This window comes from Pseudomonas sp. PAGU 2196, assembly GCF_022179005.1.
Classification (GTDB): Bacteria; Pseudomonadota; Gammaproteobacteria; order Pseudomonadales; family Pseudomonadaceae; genus Aquipseudomonas; species Aquipseudomonas kermanshahensis.
This window is the reverse complement of sequence record NZ_BNTL01000024.1, coordinates 40309-59054: the sequence shown is the minus strand read 5'-3', so window position 1 is coordinate 59054 and position 18746 is coordinate 40309. Positions and strand designations below refer to the sequence as shown.

General features: G+C 62.3%; 20 protein-coding genes. 16 read left to right on the top strand and 4 right to left on the bottom strand.

All coding sequences use genetic code 11. The annotated features are described in order from the left end of the window. The first annotated feature begins 204 nt into the window (after positions 1–204). The 3 genes from MFF34_RS20265 to MFF34_RS20255 are packed head-to-tail and all read left to right on the top strand — an operon-like array spanning position 205 to position 3767. Positions 205–864 (top strand): paraquat-inducible protein A, encoded by a 660-nt coding sequence (locus MFF34_RS20265; RefSeq protein ID WP_027594582.1) that lies wholly within the window; start codon positions 205–207, stop codon positions 862–864. Then, complete coding sequence (locus MFF34_RS20260; protein WP_099428267.1) at positions 851–1474, top strand: paraquat-inducible protein A; 624 nt, start codon at positions 851–853, stop codon at positions 1472–1474. Before MFF34_RS20265 ends, MFF34_RS20260 begins: the two co-directional genes overlap by 14 nt. Beyond that, positions 1467–3767, top strand: coding sequence for a PqiB family protein (locus MFF34_RS20255; RefSeq protein WP_238216094.1), 2301 nt, complete (start codon positions 1467–1469; stop codon positions 3765–3767). The genes MFF34_RS20260 and MFF34_RS20255 overlap by 8 nt, the downstream gene beginning before the upstream one ends. Positions 3768–3973: 206 nt before the next feature. Here the strand turns inward: MFF34_RS20255 and rpsT are convergent, their stop codons facing one another. Continuing rightward, a complete protein-coding gene (gene rpsT, locus MFF34_RS20250; protein WP_003247625.1) occupies positions 3974–4252 on the bottom strand; it encodes a 30S ribosomal protein S20 in 279 nt (92 codons plus the stop codon). A 249-nt stretch (positions 4253–4501) separates the two neighbouring features. Here rpsT and murJ point away from each other — a divergent pair, with 249 nt between their 5' ends. From murJ to ispH, 6 genes are all read left to right on the top strand, one after another. Next, positions 4502–6040 carry a murein biosynthesis integral membrane protein MurJ gene (gene murJ / locus MFF34_RS20245; RefSeq protein WP_027594579.1) on the top strand — a complete coding sequence of 513 codons (1539 nt, stop codon included), beginning with the start codon at positions 4502–4504 and terminating at the stop codon, positions 6038–6040. 118 nt (positions 6041–6158) lie between these two features. Beyond that, positions 6159–7109, top strand: a complete 951-nt coding sequence (ribF, locus tag MFF34_RS20240) for a bifunctional riboflavin kinase/FAD synthetase (RefSeq protein WP_027594578.1) — start codon at positions 6159–6161, stop codon at positions 7107–7109. Then, on the top strand, positions 7106–9937 hold the full coding sequence (gene ileS / locus MFF34_RS20235) for an isoleucine--tRNA ligase (protein WP_099452818.1): 2832 nt from the start codon (positions 7106–7108) through the stop codon (positions 9935–9937). Before ribF ends, ileS begins: the two co-directional genes overlap by 4 nt. Further along, positions 9930–10445, top strand: a complete 516-nt coding sequence (gene lspA / locus MFF34_RS20230; protein WP_027594576.1) for a signal peptidase II — start codon at positions 9930–9932, stop codon at positions 10443–10445. The genes ileS and lspA overlap by 8 nt, the downstream gene beginning before the upstream one ends. Continuing rightward, positions 10438–10875 (top strand): FKBP-type peptidyl-prolyl cis-trans isomerase, encoded by a 438-nt coding sequence (gene fkpB, locus MFF34_RS20225; RefSeq protein WP_085274283.1) that lies wholly within the window; start codon positions 10438–10440, stop codon positions 10873–10875. Before lspA ends, fkpB begins: the two co-directional genes overlap by 8 nt. Before the next feature lie 14 nt (positions 10876–10889). Then, on the top strand, positions 10890–11837 hold the full coding sequence (gene ispH, locus MFF34_RS20220; protein ID WP_027594574.1) for a 4-hydroxy-3-methylbut-2-enyl diphosphate reductase: 948 nt from the start codon (positions 10890–10892) through the stop codon (positions 11835–11837). On the opposite strand, the gene MFF34_RS20215 is transcribed toward ispH, so the two are convergent. Then, the gene (locus MFF34_RS20215) at positions 11838–12320 is read right to left on the bottom strand and encodes a GspH/FimT family protein (protein ID WP_085274285.1); all 483 of its coding nucleotides are present in this window, start codon (positions 12318–12320) and stop codon (positions 11838–11840) included. 109 nt (positions 12321–12429) lie between these two features. Here MFF34_RS20215 and MFF34_RS20210 point away from each other — a divergent pair, with 109 nt between their 5' ends. The 5 genes from MFF34_RS20210 to thiO are packed head-to-tail and all read left to right on the top strand — an operon-like array spanning position 12430 to position 15285. Further along, complete coding sequence (locus MFF34_RS20210; protein WP_085274286.1) at positions 12430–12636, top strand: prepilin-type N-terminal cleavage/methylation domain-containing protein; 207 nt, start codon at positions 12430–12432, stop codon at positions 12634–12636. Then, positions 12633–13280: a PilW family protein gene (locus tag MFF34_RS20205; RefSeq protein ID WP_238216091.1), complete on the top strand. Its 648-nt coding sequence runs from the start codon at positions 12633–12635 to the stop codon at positions 13278–13280. The genes MFF34_RS20210 and MFF34_RS20205 overlap by 4 nt, the downstream gene beginning before the upstream one ends. Further along, on the top strand, positions 13277–13741 hold the full coding sequence (locus MFF34_RS20200) for a hypothetical protein (RefSeq protein WP_238216089.1): 465 nt from the start codon (positions 13277–13279) through the stop codon (positions 13739–13741). The genes MFF34_RS20205 and MFF34_RS20200 overlap by 4 nt, the downstream gene beginning before the upstream one ends. A 1-nt stretch (position 13742) precedes the next feature. Continuing rightward, a complete protein-coding gene (locus tag MFF34_RS20195; RefSeq protein WP_027594569.1) occupies positions 13743–14132 on the top strand; it encodes a type IV pilin protein in 390 nt (129 codons plus the stop codon). 55 nt (positions 14133–14187) lie between these two features. Then, the gene (gene thiO / locus MFF34_RS20190) at positions 14188–15285 is read left to right on the top strand and encodes a glycine oxidase ThiO (protein WP_238216087.1); all 1098 of its coding nucleotides are present in this window, start codon (positions 14188–14190) and stop codon (positions 15283–15285) included. A 129-nt stretch (positions 15286–15414) separates the two neighbouring features. Here thiO and MFF34_RS20185 read toward each other — a convergent pair whose 3' ends face one another. Both MFF34_RS20185 and MFF34_RS20180 read right to left on the bottom strand, forming a co-directional pair. After that, positions 15415–15645, bottom strand: coding sequence for a PP0621 family protein (locus MFF34_RS20185; protein ID WP_027594567.1), 231 nt, complete (start codon positions 15643–15645; stop codon positions 15415–15417). A gap of 94 nt (positions 15646–15739) precedes the next feature. Continuing rightward, on the bottom strand, positions 15740–16759 hold the full coding sequence (locus MFF34_RS20180) for an outer membrane protein assembly factor BamD (protein ID WP_099428275.1): 1020 nt from the start codon (positions 16757–16759) through the stop codon (positions 15740–15742). 147 nt (positions 16760–16906) lie between these two features. Here MFF34_RS20180 and rluD point away from each other — a divergent pair, with 147 nt between their 5' ends. Together rluD and pgeF are read left to right on the top strand one after the other, a co-directional pair. Further along, complete coding sequence (gene rluD, locus MFF34_RS20175) at positions 16907–17869, top strand: 23S rRNA pseudouridine(1911/1915/1917) synthase RluD (RefSeq protein WP_238216085.1); 963 nt, start codon at positions 16907–16909, stop codon at positions 17867–17869. After that, a complete protein-coding gene (gene pgeF / locus MFF34_RS20170; protein WP_238216083.1) occupies positions 17866–18606 on the top strand; it encodes a peptidoglycan editing factor PgeF in 741 nt (246 codons plus the stop codon). The genes rluD and pgeF overlap by 4 nt, the downstream gene beginning before the upstream one ends. The last annotated feature ends 140 nt before the right edge of the window (positions 18607–18746 follow it).

The window sequence follows — 18746 nt, the reverse complement described above, 5'->3', positions numbered from 1 at the left end:
AGTGTGGGGTTTCCCCATGTGAGAGTAGGTCATCGTCAAGATTCATTTCGCAAAACCCCTAACTGCGCGAGCAGGTAGGGGCTTTGTCTGTTCCCGGCATCAACACCGGCGGGAACCTGCAGTTGCACACCGGTCAATAGTCGCCTCCCACATTTTGAGCCAGATCACTAGAATAGAGCCCACGCATCCATTCAGAAGCTCGATATGCCCAACCCTGTCGAACCCGAAGCACTGGCCCAATTGCCGCTGGACGAACTCGTTGCTTGCCACGAGTGCGACCTGTTGATGCGCAAACCCGTGCTGCAGCATGACGAAAAAGCCCAGTGCCCGCGCTGCGGCTATGAGCTTTACGCCCACCGGCACAATGTGGTCAACCGTAGCCTAGCCCTGGTGCTCACCGCCCTCTTGCTGTTCGTGCCGGCCAATTTCCTGCCGATCATGCAGCTGCACCTGCTTGGCCAGACGTCCGACGATACGGTATGGAGTGGCGTCTTAGGCCTGTACAACTCCGAAATGCGTGGCGTGGCCGTCGTGGTTTTCCTGTGCAGCATGGCCATTCCCCTGGCAAAACTGCTGTGCCAGCTGGCGGTGCTGCTGAGCATTCGCCTGGATGTAGGGCGTAGCTATGGCTTGTTGTGCTATCGCATCTATCACCATTTGCGCGACTGGGGCATGCTCGAGGTCTACTTCATGGGCGTGCTGGTTGCGATCGTCAAACTGGTGGACCTGGCCGAGTTGACCATCGGGTTGGGCCTATTCTGCTTCATCAGTTTGTTATTGATTCAGGTGTGGCTTGAAGTGGTGATGTCACCGCATCAGATCTGGAGTGCGCTTTCCGGGGAGGATCTCCATGCGGGCGATTGATGCAGGCATCCTTGTCTGCAATGAGTGTCACGAACTGAACAGGCAGGAGGCCGACAGCGCCTCGCAGACATGCACGCGCTGTGGTGCCATCGTGCATGGCCGTCGACCCAACAGCATCGTGCGCACCTGGGCGCTGTTGATTGCGGCTTCCATTCTGTACATCCCTGCCAATCTGTTGCCGATCATGACCGTCAGCACGCTCGGCCAGGGCAGCCCCGATACCATCATGTCGGGCGTCATCACCCTGCTCAAGCACGGCATGGTGCCCATCGCGGCGGTGGTCTTCATTGCCAGTATCCTGGTGCCCACCTTCAAGCTGGTGGGTATCGGCTTACTGTTGTATTCCGTTCAACGCCGACAGCCGCTTTCTGCGCGCCAGCGGATCCTGATGTACCGCTTCATCGAATTCATCGGACGCTGGTCCATGCTTGATATTTTCGTCATCGCCATTCTGGTGGCGGTAGTGAATTTCGGCCGAATAGCCAGTGTCGAAGCCAACCTGGGTGCTGTCGCCTTTGCCACTGTGGTGATCCTGACGATGCTTGCTGCTTTAACTTTCGATCCCCGACTGATTTGGGATAACACGGAGTCGGATGACGACCATGAGTGACCTGCCTACGGCAAAAACCCGCCCAGCCTCGAACTGGTCGGCCATCTGGATTCTGCCGCTGATCGCGTTGATGATCGGCGGCTGGTTGGCATGGCAGGCGTATCGGGATGCGGGTGTAGAAATCGAAGTTCGTTTCACCACCGGTGAAGGGATCGTCGCCAACAAGACCGAAGTTATCTACAAGGGCATGCCGGTCGGGAAGGTGACGTCCCTGGTGCTGGACGCCAAGGGCGACAACCAAGGGGTGATCGCCACCATTGAGATGAACAAGGCGGCAGAACCGCACCTGACAACCGGTACGCGCTTCTGGCTGGTTAAGCCAAGCGTCAGCCTGGCGGGTATTTCTGGCCTGGAAACCTTGGTCTCGGGTAACTACATCGCCGTCAGCCCTGGCGAAGGGGAGAAGGCCAAGCGCTTTACCGCCTTGTCCACGGCGCCGCCCTTGTCCGACAGTGAGCCCGGTTTGCACCTGACGCTCAAGGCCGATCGATTGGGGTCGCTCAACCGCGACAGCCCGGTCTTCTACAAGCAGATTCAGGTCGGCCGGGTGAAGAGCTACCGGCTTTCCGATGATCAGGATACGGTCGAGGTCAAGGTATTCATCCAGCCCGCCTACGCCAGCCTGGTGCGCAAACATACGCGTTTCTGGAATGCCAGCGGCATCAGTATCGATGCCAGCCTGTCGGGCGTGAAGGTGCGCAGCGAGTCGCTCTCGAGCATCGTCGCCGGCGGTATTGCCTTTGCGACACCGGAATACCGCAAGGACAGCCCGCCGACCGACCCAAGCCTGCCGTTCCGCCTGTACGAAGACTTCGATGCTGCCCAGGCCGGTATCCGCATCAAGGTCAAGCTGAGTGACTACGAAGGCCTGCAGGCTGGCCGCACGCCGGTGATGTACAAAGGCATACAGGTCGGCTCGCTGAAAGCACTGAAGATGGAGGATAACCTCGGCAGCGCCATGGCCGAGCTCACCCTCGACCCGCTGACCGAGGACTACCTGGTCGAAGGGACGCAGTTCTGGGTGGTCAAACCGTCCATCTCGCTGGCGGGCATCACAGGCCTGGAGGCTTTGGTAAAAGGTAACTACATTGCCATTCGCCCCGGCGAGAAGGGCGCCAAGCCGCTGCGTGAGTTCGAGGCTCGGCCCAAGGCGCCGCCGTTGGACCTCAAGGCACCGGGCCTGCACATGGTGCTGTTCGCCGATACCCTGGGTTCGTTGGAAGTCGGTAGCCCGGTGATGTATCGCCAGGTGAAAGTGGGTAGCGTGCAGAGCTACCAGTTCGCCCACAACAGCAACCGCATCCTGATCGGTGTGCACATCGAGAAGGAGTACGAGAAGCTGGTCAACGGCTCGTCGCGCTTCTGGAATGTCAGTGGTATTACCCTGACCGGTGGGTTGTCGGGCATCAAGATCAAAAGTGAATCACTGCAAACGCTGATGGCGGGCGGTATCGCCTTCGACACGCCAAGGCCTGATGTGGCGCTCAAGCGTCATATTCCACGCTTCCGCCTGCATGACAGCGAGGAGGCGGTCAATCGTGCGGGTACCTTGATCACCATTCGTGTCGACCGTGCCGATGGCTTGAAGCCAGGCACGCCGATCCGCTTCCGTGGCCTGGACGTTGGCAGTATTGAAAGCGTCGACCTGACCGCGGACTTGCAGGCGGTGCTGTTGCGTGCACGTATTACCGAGGCGGCGGAGCGTATTGCCCGGGTCGGCACCCAGTTCTGGGTGGTAAAGCCTGCGTTGGGCCTGGTGCGCACTGAGAACCTCGACACCTTGATTGGTGGGCAATACCTGGAAGTGCAGCCGGCGGCCAAAGACAGAGGCACGCAGCGTGATTTCATTGCCCTGGCAGATGCCCCAGAGGTAGCTGGCCCTGAGGTCGGTTTGCCGTTGACGCTCAGTGCACCGCGGCGTGGCTCGATCAAGCCGGGTGTGCCGGTGACCTACCGTGAAGTTGCAGTCGGCAAGGTGACAGGCTTCGAGCTGGGCCAGAGCGCCGACCGCGTGCTGATCCATATTCTTATCGAGCCGCGCTATGCCGCATTGGTGCGCAGCGGCAGCCGCTTCTGGAACAGCAGTGGCTTTGGCTTCGATTGGGGGCTGTTGAAGGGCGCTACGGTGCGTACCGAGTCGCTGGAGACACTGATCGATGGCGGTATTGCCTTTGCCACCCCGGATGGTGAGCAGATGGGCAACCCGGCGCGGCCGCAACAAACCTTTGCCCTGTTCGACAAGGCAGAGGATCAATGGCTGCAGTGGGCGCCGAAGATCCAGATAGCCAAGTGATGGATGCCAGGGCCGCCTAATGCGGCCCTGGCTTTGTGTAGGAGTAGCCTTGTGCTGCGAAGAAGCCGGTGCAGGCACCCTTGATGTCAGGTGCTTGCACCGGCCTCTTCGCAGCACAAGGCTGCTCCTACACAAAGCCCGTGTAATGAAAAATCGCAGGCAACAAAAAACCGACCCTAGGGTCGGTTTTTTGACAAGCATGTCGCTTAGGCAGCTGCAGCTTCTTTCAGCGCCTTGATGTGGCCATTCAGACGGCCTTTGTGGCGAGCAGCTTTGTTCTTGTGGATGATGCCTTTATCGGCCATACGGTCGATTACAGGCACAGCCAGAACGTAAGCGGCTTGCGCTTTTTCAGCGTCTTTTGCGTCGATGGCTTTAACTACATTCTTGATGTAGGTGCGGACCATGGAACGCAGGCTGGCGTTGTGGCTGCGACGCTTCTCAGCCTGTTTTGCACGTTTCTTGGCGGAAGGTGTGTTGGCCACCGTCGAGCTCCTCGAAAGACTTTAGGTAAATAGCAAACAAAATAGGCCGCGAATCATGCCGATCAGTCGAACGGATGTCAAGGCCACCTGCAAGGTTCCGCCGAGCGGTGCGCCAACAAGAGGGAAAGATTCCTTTCTGCTGCGCGACCTGTAAACTCGGGAATTTTTGGCTCCCCTGCGAAGGCGCGGGAGTATCGCACATTCGAACGCTGTCTGCAGCGTCCTCTGTCTCTGACGTGAATCTTTTCGATGAATCTGCTCAAATCCCTGGCCGCAGTCAGCTCAATCACCATGATTTCCAGGGTGTTGGGCTTTGTGCGCGACACCATCCTGGCGCGTGTATTTGGTGCCGGCATCGCCACTGATGCCTTTTTCATCGCGTTCAAGCTGCCCAACCTGCTGCGGCGGATTTTTGCCGAGGGGGCGTTTTCGCAAGCGTTCGTGCCGATTCTGGCCGAATACAAGACCCAGCAGGGCGAGGAAGCGACCCGTACCTTTATTGCCTATGTCAGCGGCCTGTTGACCCTGGTCCTGGCCCTGGTCACGGCCGTTGGCATCCTCGCGGCGCCCTGGGTGGTGTGGGCGACAGCGCCTGGGTTCGTCGACAGTGCCGAAAAATACGCGCTCACCACCGACCTGTTGCGGGTGACCTTTCCTTATATATTGCTGATTTCGCTGTCGTCGCTGGCGGGGGCGATCCTCAATACCTGGAACCGATTCTCGGTCCCCGCATTTACCCCGACCCTGCTGAACGTGGCGATGATCTTCTTCGCCGTGGTGCTCACGCCGTATTTCGACCCGCCCATCATGGCGTTGGCCTGGGGTGTACTGGCCGGCGGCCTGGCGCAACTGCTGTACCAGCTGCCGGCACTGAAGAAGATCGGCATGCTCGTACTGCCACGCCTGAACCTGCGCGACACCGGTGTATGGCGCGTGCTCAAGCAGATGCTGCCGGCGATCCTCGGCGTTTCGGTCAGCCAGATATCGCTGATCATCAACACCATCTTCGCCTCGTTCCTGGTGGCCGGCTCGGTGTCGTGGATGTATTACGCCGATCGCCTGATGGAGCTGCCGTCCGGCGTGCTCGGCGTGGCCCTGGGCACCATCCTGCTGCCGACGTTGGCCAAGACCTACGCCAACAAGGACCGCGAAGAATACTCGCGCATCCTCGACTGGGGCCTGCGCCTGTGCTTCCTGCTGGTGTTGCCTTGCACACTGGCCATGGCCATTCTCGCCGAGCCGCTGACGGTGGCGCTGTTCCAGTACGGCAAGTTCAGCGCGTTCGATGCGGCCATGACCCAGCGTGCGTTGATGGCCTATTCTGTGGGCCTGTTGGCGATCATTCTGGTCAAGGTACTGGCACCAGGCTTCTATGCGCAGCAGAATATCCGGACACCCGTGAAGATCGCGGTGTTCACGCTGGTCTGTACTCAGCTGTTGAACCTGGTCCTGGTCGGCCCGCTTGCGCATGCTGGCCTGGCCCTGGCGATCAGCCTGGGTGCCTGCCTCAATGCTGGCCTGCTGTTCTGGAAGCTGCGCAGCCAAGGGCTGTTCGAGCCGCAAGCGGGCTGGGTACGCTTCCTGTTCAAGCTGGTATTGGCCGTTACATTGATGTCGGCGGTTTTGCTGGCGGGCATGCACGTCATGCCGGCCTGGGAGCAGGGCGGCATGCTCGAGCGCTTCGTGCGTCTCGGGGCGCTGATCCTGGCGGGCGTCGTGACGTATTTCGGCTGCCTGTACCTGTGCGGCTTCCGGCCACGGCATTTTGCCCGCAAGGCCCTGCACTGAGGCCTAGCGCACGTCAGGCGTCGGTTTTTCGCATTCCACGCCACCCCTGGGCGCTGCTGCCTGTCACCGGCGCCCGGGTGTGGTTATAATCGGCCACTTTATGAGCAAGAAGCGCGTTATGCAGCTGGTTCGAGGTCTTCACAACCTGCGCCCCGAGCACCGGGGCTGTGTCGCCACCATTGGCAACTTCGACGGGGTTCACCGCGGCCACCAGGCAATCCTGGCGCGTCTGCGCGAGCGCGGCCAAGCACTTGGCCTGCCGACCTGCGTGGTGATCTTCGAGCCACAGCCGCGCGAATACTTTGCCCCCGATACCGCCCCGGCGCGTCTGGCTCGGCTGCGCGACAAGGTCGAGCTGCTGGCCGCCGAAGGCATCGACCGCGTGCTGTGCCTGGCATTCAACCAGCGCCTGAGCAAGCTCAGCGCCGATGAGTTTGTCAAGGCCATCCTGGTCGACGGCCTGGGCGTGCGTCACCTTGAAGTGGGCGACGACTTCCGCTTTGGCTGCGACCGCGCAGGCGATTTTGCCTTCTTGGTCGAGGCCGGCGACAAGTACGGGTTCACCGTCGAAGCCGCCAACACGGTTATCCAGGATGGTTTGCGGGTCAGCAGCACCGAAGTGCGCAAGGCGTTGTCCGAAGGCGACTTCGAACTGGCCGAGCACCTGCTGGGCCGCCCGTACCGCATCACTGGCCGGGTCTTGCACGGCCAAAAACTCGCGCGCCAACTTGGCACGCCCACCGCCAACATCCAGCTCAAGCGCCGCCGCGTGCCGCTGTCCGGGGTTTACCTGGCCAGCATCGAAATCGACGGCAAGGCCTGGCCGGGTGTCGGCAATATCGGCGTGCGCCCCACCGTTGCCGGTGATGGGCGCCCGCACCTGGAGATTCATCTTCTGGATTATGCCGGCGACCTGTATGGCCGGCGTCTGACGGTGGAGTTCCACCACAAGCTGCGTGAAGAGCAGCGATTCGCCTCCCTTGAGGCGCTGAAGTCGGCGATCGACGCGGACATCGCCGCCGCACGTGCACATTGGCACGCTCAACCGCTAACGAAGAGCCTGAAATGACCGACTACAAAGCCACGCTAAACCTTCCGGACACCGCCTTCCCGATGAAGGCCGGCCTGCCTCAGCGCGAACCGCAGATTCTGCAGCGCTGGGACAGCATTGGCCTGTACCAGAAGCTGCGCGAAATTGGCAAGGATCGTCCGAAGTTCGTCCTGCACGACGGCCCGCCCTATGCCAACGGCAAGATCCACATCGGTCATGCGCTGAACAAGATCCTCAAGGACATGATCGTCCGTTCCAAGACCCTGGCGGGCTTTGACGCGCCCTACGTGCCGGGCTGGGACTGCCATGGCCTGCCGATCGAACACAAGGTCGAAGTCACCCACGGTAAGCACCTGTCCGCCGACCGCACCCGCGAGCTGTGCCGCGAGTACGCCGCCGAGCAGATCGAAGGGCAGAAGACCGAGTTCATCCGCCTGGGTGTGCTGGGCGACTGGGACAACCCTTACAAGACCATGAACTTCGCCAACGAGGCCGGTGAAATCCGTGCCCTGGCCGAGATGGTCAAGCAAGGTTTCGTGTTCAAGGGCCTCAAGCCTGTGAACTGGTGCTTCGATTGCGGTTCGGCACTGGCCGAAGCCGAAGTCGAATACGCCGACAAGAAGTCGCAGACCATCGACGTGGCCTTCCCGGTCGCCGACGCCGACAAGCTGGCCGCCGCCTTTGGCCTGGCCTCGCTGGCCAAGCCTGCCGCCATCGTGATCTGGACCACCACCCCGTGGACCATCCCTGCCAACCAGGCGCTGAACATCCACCCGGAGTTCAAGTACGCCCTGGTCGACACTGGCGAGCGCCTGCTGGTGCTGGCTGAAGAGCTGGTGGAGTCGTGCCTCAAGCGTTACAACCTGGAAGGCTCGGTGGTTGCGACTGCCCAAGGCTCGGCCCTGGAGCTGATCAACTTCCGCCACCCGTTCTACGACCGCCTGTCGCCACTCTACCTGGCTGACTACGTCGAGCTGGGCGCCGGTACTGGTGTGGTCCACTCCGCACCTGCCTACGGTGAAGACGACTTCGTCACCTGCAAGCGCTATGGCATGGTCAACGACGACATCCTCACGCCGGTGCAAAGCAACGGCGTGTATGTCGAGTCGCTGGAGTTCTTTGGCGGCCAGTTCATCTGGAAGGCCAACCCGGCCATCGTCGAGAAGCTGGGCGAAGTCGGCGCGCTGATGCACTCCGAAACCATCAGCCACAGCTACATGCACTGCTGGCGCCACAAAACCCCGCTGATCTACCGCGCCACCGCGCAGTGGTTCGTCGGCATGGACAAGCAGCCAACCACCGGCGAGCCGCTGCGTGAGCGCGCGCTCAAGGCCATCGAAGAAACCAAGTTCGTCCCGGCCTGGGGCCAGGCGCGCCTGCACTCGATGATCGCCAACCGCCCGGACTGGTGCATCTCGCGTCAGCGCAACTGGGGTGTGCCGATCCCGTTCTTCCTGCACAAGCAGACCGGCGAGCTGCACCCGCGTACCGTCGAGCTGATGGAAGCCGTGGCCAAGCGCGTCGAGCAAGAAGGCATCGAGGCCTGGTTCAAGCTGGACGCCGCCGAACTGCTCGGTGACGAAGCCGGCCAGTACGACAAGATCACCGACACCCTGGACGTGTGGTTCGACTCTGGCACCACCCACTGGCACGTGCTGCGTGGCTCGCACGACATCGGCCACGCTACCGGCCCGGTCGCCGACCTGTACCTGGAAGGCTCCGACCAGCACCGCGGCTGGTTCCACTCGTCCTTGCTGACCGGTTGCGCCATCGACAACCACGCGCCGTACCGCGAGTTGCTGACCCACGGCTTCACCGTGGACGAGAACGGCCGCAAGATGTCCAAGTCGCTGGGCAACACCATCGAGCCGGAAAAGGTCAACAACACCCTGGGTGCCGACATCCTGCGCCTGTGGGTTTCGGCCACCGACTACTCCGGTGAGATGGCGGTTTCCGAGCAGATCCTGCAGCGTAGCGCCGACGCCTACCGCCGTATCCGCAACACCGCGCGCTTCCTGCTGTCCAACCTGTCGGGCTTCGACCCGTCCCGCGACCTGCTGGCCCCAGAGGACATGCTGGCCCTGGACCGTTGGGCAGTGGACCGCACGCTGCTGCTGCAGCGCGAGCTGGAAGAGCACTACAGCGAGTACCGCTTCTGGAACGTCTACTCGAAGATCCACAACTTCTGCGTGCAGGAGCTGGGTGGCTTCTACCTCGACATCATCAAGGACCGCCAGTACACCACCGGCGCCAACAGTGTCGCGCGCCGTTCGTGCCAGTCTGCGCTGTACCACATCAGCGAAGCGCTGGTGCGCTGGATCGCGCCGATCCTGGCCTTCACCGCCGACGAAATCTGGCAGTACCTGCCGGGCGAGCGCAACGAGTCGGTGATGCTTAACGGCTGGTACCAGGGCCTGAGCGAGCTGCCGGAAGGCACCGAACTGGACCGTGCCTACTGGGACCGCGTCATGGCGGTCAAGGCATCGGTCAACAAGGAGCTGGAAAACCAGCGTACTGCCAAGGTCATTGGTGGCAACCTGCAAGCCGAAGTTACCCTGTACGCCGATGAAGGCCTGAGCGCCGACCTGAGCAAGCTGGGCGACGAGCTGCGCTTCGTGCTGATCACCTCGGCTGCCAGTGTGGTGCCGTTCGTGCAGGCACCGGCGGATGCCGTGGCGACCGAAGTCGAAGGCCTCAAGCTGAAAGTGGTCAAGTCTGGCCACGCCAAGTGCGGCCGCTGCTGGCACTTCCGCGCCGACGTTGGCAGCCACCCGGAGCACCCGGAAATCTGCAGCCGTTGCGTCGACAACCTGAGCGGTTCGGGCGAGGTGCGCCACTATGCCTAACCCTGTTGCGGGGCGCTTCGGGCGCCTTGCCTGGCTCTGGCTGAGCCTGGTGGTCCTGGTCCTTGACCAGGTCACCAAGGTCTATTTCGAAGGCAAGTTGAGCCTGTACCAGCAGATCGTGGTCATTCCTGACTACTTCAGCTGGACCTTGGCCTACAACACCGGCGCGGCGTTCAGCTTCCTCGCCGACAGCTCCGGCTGGCAGCGTTGGCTGTTCGCCCTGATCGCCCTGGTGGTCAGTGCGGTGCTGGTGGTTTGGCTCAAGCGCCTGGGGCGCAGCGAGACCTGGCTGGCCGTCGCCTTGGCATTGGTGCTGGGTGGTGCGCTGGGTAACCTGTACGACCGCATCGTGCTTGGCCACGTGGTCGACTTCATCCTGGTGCACTGGCAGAACCGCCATTATTTCCCGGCCTTCAACCTGGCCGACAGTGCCATTACCGTTGGTGCGGTGATGCTGGCGCTGGATATGTTCAAGAGCAAGAAGTCCGAGGAGCCTGTCCATGACTGACACCCGTATTGGCCAGAACACCGAAGTCACCTTGCACTTCGCCCTGCACCTTGAAAACGGCGACACGGTCGACAGCACATTTGACAAGTCGCCCGCCATGTTCAAGGTCGGTGACGGTAACCTGCTGCCCGGTTTCGAAGCCGCGCTGTTCGGCTTCAAGGCCGGCGACAAGCGCACCGTCACCGTGGCCCCGGAGAACGCCTTCGGCCAACCGAACCCGCAGAATGTGCAAGTGATGCCGCGGTCACAGTTCACCGACATGGAGTTGTCCGAAGGCCTGCTGGTGATCTTCAACGACGCCGCCAACGCCGAGCTGCCGGGCGTGGTCAAAGCCTTCGATGACGCGCAGGTGACCATCGACTTCAATCACCCACTGGCTGGCAAGACCCTGAGCTTCGAGGTGGAGATCCTCGATGTGAAGGCCTTGTAAGCCTGGAGCCGAGCATGCAAATCAAACTCGCCAACCCTCGCGGCTTTTGCGCGGGGGTCGACCGGGCGATCGAGATCGTCAACCGTGCCCTGGAAGTCTTCGGCCCGCCGATTTACGTACGCCACGAAGTGGTGCACAACAAGTTCGTGGTCGAAGACCTGCGCAACCGCGGTGCCATCTTCGTCGAAGAGCTGGAGCAGGTGCCTGACGACGTCATCGTCATCTTCAGCGCCCATGGCGTTTCCCAGGCCGTGCGCCAGGAAGCGGCCGGGCGTGGCCTGAAGGTGTTCGATGCCACGTGCCCCCTGGTCACCAAGGTGCACATCGAGGTGGCCAAGTACAGCCGCGATGGCCGTGAGTGCATTCTCATCGGCCACGCCGGGCACCCGGAAGTGGAAGGCACCATGGGGCAGTATGACGCCAGCAACGGCGGCGCCATCTACCTCGTCGAAGACGAGGAGGATGTTGCCAAGCTGCAGGTGCGCGACCCGGACCACCTGGCCTTCGTGACCCAGACCACGCTGTCGATGGATGACACCAGCCGTGTCATCGATGCCCTGCGTGCGCGCTTCCCGAACATCGGTGGCCCGCGCAAGGATGACATCTGCTACGCCACCCAGAACCGCCAGGATGCAGTCAAGCAACTGGCCGACGAATGTGACGTGGTCCTGGTGGTCGGCAGCCCGAACAGCTCCAACTCCAACCGCCTGCGTGAGCTGGCCGAGCGGATGGGCACCCCGGCCTACCTGATCGATGGTGCCGAGGACCTGCAGCGCAGCTGGTTTGGCGACGCCGCCCGCATCGGCATCACGGCGGGTGCTTCTGCCCCAGAGGTGCTGGTGCGTGGTGTGATCGAGCAGCTCAAGGCGTGGGGCGCTTCTGGCGCCGAAGAGCTCGATGGGCGTGAAGAGAACATCACGTTCTCGATGCCCAAAGAGCTGCGGGTTCGTTCGCTGATCTGATCAAGAGCGTGCGCACAGTGATCCCCGCTCGGGCTCACCTGTGCGCACGCTGATTCTGCCGCTGGTCGACAGCACGACGTGATGCTGGCCGGTGGGGGAGGCGCGCTCGCAGATCTCCAGTGTTGAATTGCTACGCCCCAGCGGAACACCTACTGCACTGAACCTCACCTGCCCCGGGGTGTTGTGGGCAATTCTCAGCGGCCGCGACAAGCGGTGTTCACGCAGCACCTGCTGATTGTGTTCAAGCACCACACGCCAACCCTTACCCCAATCGCTTTCCATCGGCTGCACCCGCACTGTCTGGCCTTGCAGCAAGGCGTGGCTGCGCGCGCTGCGCAGTGCCTGCGCCAGGTCCCGCGCTGCGGCTGCGCTGTGTAAGTCATCTGAAAGCCCGGTGTAGGCCGGCATCCCTAGCTGTGTCAGAACGGCCGCCATGGCCAGCGCCAACATCATTTGTATCAGTGTTGCACCCTGTTGCCGCACCGTGCATTTCTCCCTGGACGTGCTTCGCTTCAGCTTCAACGTCGCAGGGCAATTGATCCAGTCGCCCAGCGAGTAAACAGCTGCAGGAAAAGTCACAGGGGGCGCAGGGATGCGAACGATGGAAGGGGGCATGACGCTTCTCGAGGTACTGCTGGCCATGGTGGTCGTGGCAGTGGGCCTGTTTGCCGCTGCTGCGCTGCAGGTGCGCGCACTGCAGGCAACCGACAGCGCACGGCACGACGCGCAGGCCGCCTTGTTGAAACACACGCAGCTAGAGCGGAGCAGGGCAGCTGACGCGCGGAAGGTACAGCGGTGAAGCGCGCACAAGGCGGCTTCAGCCTGCTTGAAGGGGTGCTGGCGCTCGTCATCGGTTTGGGGCTGCTGGCGGCGGCTAGCCAGCTGTTTGTGTCTGCCCATGAAACCTGGCGGCTGCAAGGTGTGGCCGCACGCCTGCAGGATGATGCCCGGCTGGCCTTGCAGCGCATGGCCCAGGATATTCGCATGGCCGGCATGTTCGGTTGCCTGCGCTTGCAGCCCGGTGATTTCAACGACCCTGAAGCACTTCAGGCCTTCGCCCGACCGCTGCATGTGAGCCCCACCAGCTTGAGCCTGGTGGTCGCCGAGCTGCCAGGGCATAGCGGTGCTCCCGGTTGGACATTGCTGACCAACTGCACCGACGAGGCCCACGTGTACAAGGGGCGAGCTGAAAGCAGCGGTCAGCTGTTGGCGTTCCCTATCAGCCGGCACGTGTATGCGCTGGAAGACGGTACGCTGAAGTTCCGGCGACGAGGTACACCGCAACCGCTGGTCGACCATGTGCGCGAGATGCGCGTGGCGTTCGTCGAAACACCGCAGGGCGGGCGGGTAGATGTGCACCTGACCCTGTACGAGCCCACCCTGCGCATCGAACAGCAGCATGCGCTGAGTGTGGCGCTGCGTAACCCGGTGCCCGAACCGTGAAGCGCCAACGCGGTGTGGTGTTGCTGTTGGCGCTGGTGCTGAGCTTGCTGCTTGGTCTGATCGCGGCCTCGGCGCTGCGAGATGCGCTGGTTGAAACACGCATGGCCGGCTACTGGCGTGATGGGCTCAAGGCACTTGAGGAAGCCGAACAGACACTGCTGCTGGCTGTTGACCAGCTAAAGCTGGTTACGCCACCGCTGTGCAAGCCCTGCCAGCCGCCACAACGCCCGCACGACTTGCAAGGCAGCTGGCAGGGCATCCAAAGCGGCTATTTTCAGGTGCAAAACCTTGGCACAAGCGACCGCGTCGCACACTTGCCCGAGGGCCAACAGGCCACCTTGTTCAGGGTGACTGCCGTCAGCCGACAGGTCGAGTCGCGCCATGTACTTGAAGCGGTGTATGCCCTGTCAGGTGATGAGGTGCGGCGCATCCTCTGGCGACAACGATTGGGGGAACCTTGACATGCAGCAAGGCCTGACCCTGATCGAATTGTTGATTGTCGTGGCCGTGACCGGCATTCTGGCAGCCATTGCCTACCCCAGTTACAGCGACCAGCTTCGGCGAGCCGCACGCAGCGAAGTGGTTGGCCTGCTGCATGACGCTGCCTTGCGCCTGGAGCGCCACCGCGTGCGCACGGGCCAATACGCCGAAGGCGAGCTGGCCTTGCCCACTGCCAACCGTCATTACAGCCTGCAGGCCCAACGCAGCAGCGATACCTTTACGCTGAGCGCAAGGCGGCTGCCGAATGGCCTGATGGCCGATGACCGCTGTGGTGATTTTCAGCTCGACCAAAGCGGCGTGCAGAGCAACCCGGGCAGCCTGGAAGGCCGCGAGCGATGCTGGGGAAGCTGAAGAATGAATGATGCCCGGCGCATCGCGGTTTTACTTCAGGTGTTTGGATCGACAGATGAGCAAGCAAGTAGTGGTGGTCGGTGGCGGGGTTATCGGCCTGCTGACGGCATTCAACCTGGCGGCGAGCGTCGGGCAGGTCGTGGTCTGCGATCAGGGGGAGGTCGGCCGCGAGTCGTCCTGGGCCGGCGGCGGTATCGTCTCGCCGTTGTACCCATGGCGCTACAGCCCGGCGGTAACCGCTTTGGCGCATTGGTCCCAGGATTTTTATCCACAACTGGGCGAGCACCTGTTCGCTACCACGGGCATTGATCCTCAGGTGCATACCACCGGGTTGTATTGGCTGGACCTGGATGATGAACCCGAGGCATTGGCCTGGGCCGAGCGCGAGCGACGCCCGCTCAGTGCTGTGGATATCTCGGCGGCCTATGACGCCGTACCGGTGCTGGGCCCTGGCTTCAAACGCGCCATCTACATGGCGGGTGTGGCCAACGTGCGTAATCCACGCTTGGTGAAGTCGCTCAAGGCAGCATTGCTGGCGCTACCGAACGTGAGCTTGCGTGAGCACTGCCAGGTGACAGGCTTCCGGCATGAGGGTGAGCGCGTTACCGGTGTGCAGACGGCGGACGGCGTGATCGATGCCGATGAAGTGGTACTGAGCGCAGGCGCGTGGAGCGGCGACCTGCTGCGCACGCTGGGCCTGGAACTGCCGGTGGAGCCGGTGAAGGGCCAGATGATCCTGTTCAAGTGTGCCGAGGACTTTTTGCCGAGCATGGTGCTGGCCAAGGGGCGCTACGCCATTCCGCGCCGTGACGGGCATATTCTGGTGGGCAGTACGCTGGAGCATGCTGGATACGACAAGACCCCGACCGAGCAGGCGCTGGAAAGCCTCAAGGCTTCGGCGGTCGAGTTGCTGCCGGAACTGGCAGAGGCCACGGTGGTGGGGCATTGGGCAGGGCTGCGGCCGGGGTCGCCGGAAGGTATCCCGTATATTGGGCCGGTGCCTGGGCATGATGGGCTGTGGCTCAATTGCGGGCATTACCGCAATGGGCTGGTGCTGGCGCCCGCGTCTTGCCAGCTGTTCGTCGATTTGCTGACCGGGGCTGAGCCGATCATCGACCCGGCGCCGTATGCGCCGGCAGGGCGCTTGGGCTGAGAAAGCCGGGCCTGCTTTGCGGGCCTTTCGCTGGCAAGCCAGCTCCCACAGGTACCGCGTTGGCCTTGAGCGCTGCGCAGTCCCTGTGGGAGCCGGCTTGCCGGCGATGGGGCCTATGGGGTTTGAGGCTTATCCCTGCCGCCCAGGCCCCTGCTCAAGGTGCGCCTGGCTGCAATACCACTCCTTGCCCAGCTGCAGCGCCCGGTCATTAGGCAGGTGCACGCCACAATGGGCGCAGCGCACCATCTTCAGCGGGTCGTCGAGTTTGGGCTCAGGGTGGGATTGCTGGCTGATCTTGAACTTGCGCCACAGCCAGAACGCGGCGGCGATCAGGGCGATCCAGAAAAGTAGGCGAACCATGGTGTCCAGCTTGTCGAATGAAGAAGCCGACAGTCTAGGACGCAGCCAATAAAAAAGGGAGGCCCAAGGCCTCCCTTTCTTGTGTTGCGATCAATCAGTCGAACAGACCAAAGGTCATGTAGCTGAACCACGAGCGGTCCTGCTCGGCTTCTTTCGGGCCTGGCGGCAGAATCACGTCGCCGTTTTCGTCTTTCGGCAGCAGCTCTTGCGGCATCTCGGAGCGCGCGTCCTGGAACTGCTTGACCACGTCCTGGTTGGCGCGGGTTTCACCCGGTGGCAGCGGGGCGTCGGTTTCGATCAGGCCCAGGGTCGCCTTGGACAGCCAGCCACGGCCGTCAGACTCGGTCTGCTTGGGCTGGAACTCGCCATCGACCAGGCTCGGGTGGTCAGGGTAGTTGAGCTTGAGGGTTTCCAGGCTGGTGGCAGCCAGCTCGTCCAGGTGCATCTTCTGGTACGCCTCGACCATGATTGCTAGGCCGTCACCGACCGATGGCGTTTCCTGGAAGTTCTCGACCACGTAGCGGCCACGGTTGGCGGCAGCCACATACGCCTGGCGGCCCAGGTAGTAGTCGGCCACGTGGATCTCGTAGGAGGCCAGCAGGTTGCGCAGGTAGATCATGCGCTGCTTGGCGTCCGGCGCGTAGCGGCTGTTCGGGAAGCGGCTGGTCAACTGGGCGAACTCGTTGTACGAGTCACGGGCGGCACCCGGGTCACGCTTGGTCATGTCCAGCGGCAGGAAGCGCGCCAGCAGGCCACGGTCCTGGTCGAACGACGTCAGGCCCTTGAGGTAGTAGGCGTAGTCGACGTTCGGGTGCTGCGGGTGCAGGCGGATGAAACGCTCGGCGGCAGACTTGGCGGCCTCCGGCTCGGTGTTCTTGTAGTTGGCGTAGATCAGTTCGAGCTGCGCCTGGTCGGCATAACGGCCGAACGGGTAACGCGACTCCAGGGCCTTGAGCTTGTTCACGGCGCTGGTGTAGCTGGAATTGTCCAGGTCAGCCTGGGCCTGCTGGTACAGCTCGGCTTCGCTGAGGTTCTCGTCAATGACTTCCTTGTTAGAGGAACAGGCCGCGGTAAGCCCGAGGATGGCGATCAGCAGCAGGTGTTTCACTTGCATGGCGGCTTGCGTCCCTTTGACGGCCGCTGTCTTGGGCGGTGCCGTCCTGTTATGATGAGCGCCCCGGCCAACCCCGGGACAAAAGAAGCCGTATTTAACCACAAGCTCGCAGCCGAAACCAAAGGCTGTGCGCCCGCCGAATCGAGCATGTCCGAGATCATTCAACTTAGCGCAGAGGTACCGTCCGATCTGGGCGGTCAACGCCTCGACCAGGTCGCCGCCCAATTGTTCGCCGAGTACTCGCGTTCGCGGCTTACTACGTGGATCAAAGAGGGCCGCCTGACGGTCGATGGTGCCGTCGTGCGCCCTCGAGACACCGTCTATGGTGGCTCTGTGCTTGTCCTGGAGGCCGAACAAGAGGCCCAGGGCGAGTGGATCGCCGAAGACATCGAGCTGGATATCGTCTACGAAGACGACCATATCATGGTGATCAACAAGCCTGCCGGGCTGGTTGTGCACCCGGCCGCGGGCCATGCCAGCGGTACCCTGCTCAATGCCTTGCTGCACCACGTGCCAGACATCATCAACGTGCCGCGCGCCGGTATCGTCCACCGTCTGGACAAGGACACCACCGGTCTGATGGTGGTGGCCAAGACCCTGCAGGCGCAGACCCGGCTGGTCGAGCAAATGCAAAGCCGCAAGGTCAGCCGCATCTATGAGTGCATCGTGATTGGTGTGGTGACCTCCGGCGGCAAGATCGACGCCCCCATTGGTCGCCACGGCGGCATGCGCCAGCGCATGGCGGTAACCGACGGTGGCAAGCCGGCGGTCAGCCACTACCGTGTGCTCAAGCGCTTCCGCTCCCACACTCACGTGCGGGTCAAGCTGGAAACCGGCCGTACCCACCAGATCCGTGTGCACATGGCCCATGTGGGCTTCCCACTGGTCGGCGACCAGACGTACGGTGGGCGCTTCCGCATTCCGCCGGCTGCCAGCCCAACCATGGTCGAGGCGGTCAAGACCTTCCCGCGTCAGGCGCTGCATGCGCGTTTCCTCGCGCTGGCCCACCCGATTACCGGTGAAATCATGAAGTGGGAATCGCCGTTGCCGGATGATTTCCTCTGGTTGCTGACACTGCTGAACGAAGACCGCGAGAGCTTTATCGGATGAACGGTCTGACGCAGGCGCTGCTGTTTCCTGACTGGCCGGCCCCGGCCTCGGTTCGCGCTTGTGTCACTACGCGTCAGGGCGGCGTCAGCCTGCCGCCCTATGAAGCGTTCAACCTGGGTGATCACGTGGGTGATGACCCTGTCGCAGTCGCCGAAAACCGCCGCCGTCTGAGCGATGAATTTGCTATCCAGCCTGCCTGGCTCAAGCAAGTGCATGGCTTGGTGGTGGCGGATGCCGACCCGGCCGTGGTGTCCGAGGCCGACGCCAGCTGGACTGATCAGCCCGGTATCGCCTGCACCGTAATGACTGCCGATTGCCTGCCCGCACTGTTCTGTGACCGTGCGGGTACCCGCGTGGCTGCAGCCCATGCTGGCTGGCGCGGGTTGGCGGGCGGGGTACTGGAAGCGACCCTCGACCGTTTGGCCCTGCCGCCTGAAGACGTGCTGGTGTGGCTGGGCCCGGCCATTGGCCCGCAGGCGTTCGAAGTGGGGCTGGAAGTGCGTGATGCCTTTACTGCTGTGCACCCGGAGGCTGCCAAGGCCTTTGTCGACGGTGAGCGGCCGGGCAAGCTGATGGCCGACATCTATGCGCTGGCGCGTATTCGCCTGGCGGCGCGTGGCGTGACGGCGGTGTATGGCGGTGGTTTCTGCACGGTCAGCGACTCACGGTTCTTCTCGTATCGCCGCACGCCCCAAGGTGGGCGGTTTGCCTCGTTGGTCTGGCTAGCCCCTCGCTGACGTATCACGCCTCTACTCGGGCAAGCCCGAAACGCAGCCACCACTAATCCATCAGGTTGACCTCGGTCAACCCCGCTACGCTTGAATCTTCCAGAATCACCCATATCTATTGGTCATCTCTGGCAGGTTTCTTCATTAAA

Bases quoted from the DNA above. Each gene is read 5' to 3' on its own strand.
- MFF34_RS20265 (WP_027594582.1), top strand. From the start codon at position 205: ATGCCCAACCCTGTCGAACCCGAAGCACTGGCCCAATTGCCGCTGGAC.
- MFF34_RS20260 (WP_099428267.1), top strand. From the start codon at position 851: ATGCGGGCGATTGATGCAGGCATCCTTGTCTGCAATGAGTGTCACGAA.
- MFF34_RS20255 (WP_238216094.1), top strand. From the start codon at position 1,467: ATGAGTGACCTGCCTACGGCAAAAACCCGCCCAGCCTCGAACTGGTCG.
- murJ (WP_027594579.1), top strand. From the start codon at position 4,502: ATGAATCTGCTCAAATCCCTGGCCGCAGTCAGCTCAATCACCATGATT.
- ribF (WP_027594578.1), top strand. From the start codon at position 6,159: ATGCAGCTGGTTCGAGGTCTTCACAACCTGCGCCCCGAGCACCGGGGC.
- ileS (WP_099452818.1), top strand. From the start codon at position 7,106: ATGACCGACTACAAAGCCACGCTAAACCTTCCGGACACCGCCTTCCCG.
- lspA (WP_027594576.1), top strand. From the start codon at position 9,930: ATGCCTAACCCTGTTGCGGGGCGCTTCGGGCGCCTTGCCTGGCTCTGG.
- fkpB (WP_085274283.1), top strand. From the start codon at position 10,438: ATGACTGACACCCGTATTGGCCAGAACACCGAAGTCACCTTGCACTTC.
- ispH (WP_027594574.1), top strand. From the start codon at position 10,890: ATGCAAATCAAACTCGCCAACCCTCGCGGCTTTTGCGCGGGGGTCGAC.
- MFF34_RS20210 (WP_085274286.1), top strand. From the start codon at position 12,430: ATGCGAACGATGGAAGGGGGCATGACGCTTCTCGAGGTACTGCTGGCC.
- MFF34_RS20195 (WP_027594569.1), top strand. From the start codon at position 13,743: ATGCAGCAAGGCCTGACCCTGATCGAATTGTTGATTGTCGTGGCCGTG.
- thiO (WP_238216087.1), top strand. From the start codon at position 14,188: ATGAGCAAGCAAGTAGTGGTGGTCGGTGGCGGGGTTATCGGCCTGCTG.
- MFF34_RS20185 (WP_027594567.1), bottom strand. From the start codon at position 15,645: ATGGTTCGCCTACTTTTCTGGATCGCCCTGATCGCCGCCGCGTTCTGG.
- MFF34_RS20180 (WP_099428275.1), bottom strand. From the start codon at position 16,759: ATGCAAGTGAAACACCTGCTGCTGATCGCCATCCTCGGGCTTACCGCG.
- rluD (WP_238216085.1), top strand. From the start codon at position 16,907: ATGTCCGAGATCATTCAACTTAGCGCAGAGGTACCGTCCGATCTGGGC.
- pgeF (WP_238216083.1), top strand. From the start codon at position 17,866: ATGAACGGTCTGACGCAGGCGCTGCTGTTTCCTGACTGGCCGGCCCCG.